Annotated in this window: 2 protein-coding genes; one reads left to right on the forward strand and one right to left on the reverse strand. The window is 65.5% G+C overall.

Annotated features, from left to right (window positions below; all coding sequences use genetic code 11):
• Nucleotides 1-578, forward strand: a 578-nt coding sequence (locus ACK5IR_RS11695; protein WP_416929084.1) for a 50S ribosomal protein L11 methyltransferase, incomplete at its 5' end; no start/stop codon positions are given.
• A 354-nt stretch (nucleotides 579-932) separates the two neighbouring features.
• Here ACK5IR_RS11695 and carB read toward each other — a convergent pair.
• A partial coding sequence (gene carB, locus ACK5IR_RS11700) for a carbamoyl-phosphate synthase large subunit (RefSeq protein WP_416929086.1) occupies nucleotides 933-2,461 on the reverse strand: 1,529 nt, incomplete at its 5' end.

Genomic DNA, 2,461 nt, shown 5'->3' on the forward strand with positions numbered 1-2,461 from the left:
TCTACCTGTACGGCAGCCACGATGCCGATACGGTGCCCGACGATGTGGAACCGCTGCTGATCGAGGCGGCGATGGCCTTTGGCACCGGGCACCACGGCACGACGCTGGGCTGCCTGCGCGCGCTCGACCGGCTGGTGACGTCGGGAAAAACGCCGCTGCCCGTTGCTGATATAGGCTGCGGAACCGCCGTTCTGGCGATGGCCGCCGCCCGGGTATGGCCCGAGGTCGTTCTGGCATCGGATATCGACCCGGTGGCGGTGGAGGTGGCCGCGGCCAACGTGTCGGCAAACGGGCTCGACGGCCGCGTGCGCTGTATCGAGGCAACGGGGCTCGACCATCCGGAACTGGCTGCCGGGGCGCCCTATGGCCTGATCTTCGCCAATATCCTCAAGGCGCCGCTGCTGGCGCTGGCGCCGGATATCGCCGGGGCGCTCGGGTCGGGCGGCTACGCCATCCTGAGCGGCCTGCTGAACGAGCAGGCGGACGAGGTGATCGCCGCCTATGACGCCGCCGGCATGGAGGTCGACGGGTCCGAGCGGATTGGCGACTGGACGACCCTTTGCCTGAAAAGGCGCTGAACGGGCTGTCCTGATCACACTGCCGGGGCGCAGCAAAAACCTGCGTTCGCTTGCCGACGCAGGTTTCAGGCGTTGCAAACGGGCGGCCGCAAACGCCTCGCAGAGGGAGCGTCATTACCTTTTGCACATTGGTCACACGACGACGGCTTCTTTGGGTTGATCCGCGAATGGCGGCCTGTTCATGCGATAGCGGCGGTTGCAGGCAGTGAAACTCCGGTCAGGTGGCGGTCATCGGCATATCCATTGCCTTCCGGGACGCAGGCCGAGGGAATGCCGGACCATTTTTGGCGCCACTCCCTGGGATCACTGTGGCATGGCGCAGTTGCGGGTTCTCCACCGGTTCTTTCGCCCGGCTCAGGCCTTCTGCAGCGCGCGCACCTCGATCTCGCCCTCCTCGCGCGCCTTCATCGCCATCGCGGCGGCGTGAACGGCGGCCAGCGTGGTGAAATACGGGATGTGATCCATCAGTGCCACCGAGCGCATCGAGCGCGAATCCTCGACCGCCTGCGCGCCTTCGGTGGTGTTCATCACCAGTTGCACCCGCCCGTCCTTCATCACATCGACGATGTTGGGCCGGCCTTCGTAGACCTTGTTCACGATCTGGGCCTCGATCCCGTTCTGCCTGAGGAAGGCAGCGGTTCCACGCGTCGCGACGATTGAAAACCCGAGGTCCTGAAGCGTCCGGGCGGTTTCGAGCAATTGTGCCGTCTTGTCCGCCGGCTTGATCGACAGGAAGACCGTGCCGCCGGTCGGCAGGTCGGTGCCGGCACCGATCTGCGCCTTGAGGAAGGCGCGCGGGAAGCTCTTGTCAGACCCCATGACCTCGCCTGTCGAGCGCATTTCGGGACCGAGCAGCGTATCGACGCCGGGGAAACGGGCGAAGGGCAGCACCGCCTCCTTGACGGCGAAGGTGTCGATCTGCGGATCGACCAGATCAAAGGCCGAGAGCTTTTCGCCCGCCATCAGCCGCGCGGCGATGGAGGCGATGGGCGAACCCACCGCCTTGGCGACGAAGGGCACGGTGCGCGAGGCACGCGGATTGACCTCGATCAGATAGATCTCGCCGTCCTTGATGGCGAACTGGACATTCATCAGCCCGACAACGTTGAGCGCCCGGGCCAGAGCCTCGGTCTGCTGTTTCAGCGCGGCGATGGTCTGGCGCGACAGCGAGTAGGGCGGCAGCGAGCAGGCGGAATCTCCCGAATGCACACCGGCCTCCTCGATATGCTGCATGATCCCGGCGACATGCACGCCGGTGCCGTCGCTCAGCGCGTCGACGTCGATCTCGATGGCGCCCGACAGGTAGCTGTCGAGCAGCACCGGGCTCGCGCCCGAGACCACCACCGCCTCGGAGATGTAGCGTTCGAGCTGGGCATGATCGCGCACGATCTCCATCGCCCGGCCACCAAGCACGTAGGACGGGCGGATGACCAGCGGGAAGCCGATCTCGTCGGCGATGCGGATTGCCTCCGCATCCGAGGTGGCAATGCCGTTGCGCGGCTGCTTCAGGCCAAGCCGGTTGACGAGTTCCTGGAAACGCTCGCGATCCTCGGCAAGGTCGATCGCATCCGGCGTCGTGCCGAGAATCGGGATGCCGGCCTCCTCCAGCGCATTGGCGAGCTTGAGCGGCGTCTGGCCGCCGAACTGCACGATCACCCCGTGCAGGCTGCCGCGTTCCTGTTCGACGCGCAGGATCTCCATCACATGCTCGAATGTCAGCGGCTCGAAATAGAGCCGGTCGGAGGTGTCGTAGTCGGTCGAAACCGTCTCCGGGTTGCAGTTGATCATGATCGTCTCGTAGCCCGCATCCGTCAGCGCGAAACAGGCGTGACAGCAGCAGTAATCGAACTCGATCCCCTGGCCGATCCGGTTCGGGCCACCGC

The sequence above is a fragment of the Tropicimonas sp. genome (genome assembly GCF_047971885.1).
Classification (GTDB): Bacteria; Pseudomonadota; Alphaproteobacteria; order Rhodobacterales; family Rhodobacteraceae; genus Tropicimonas.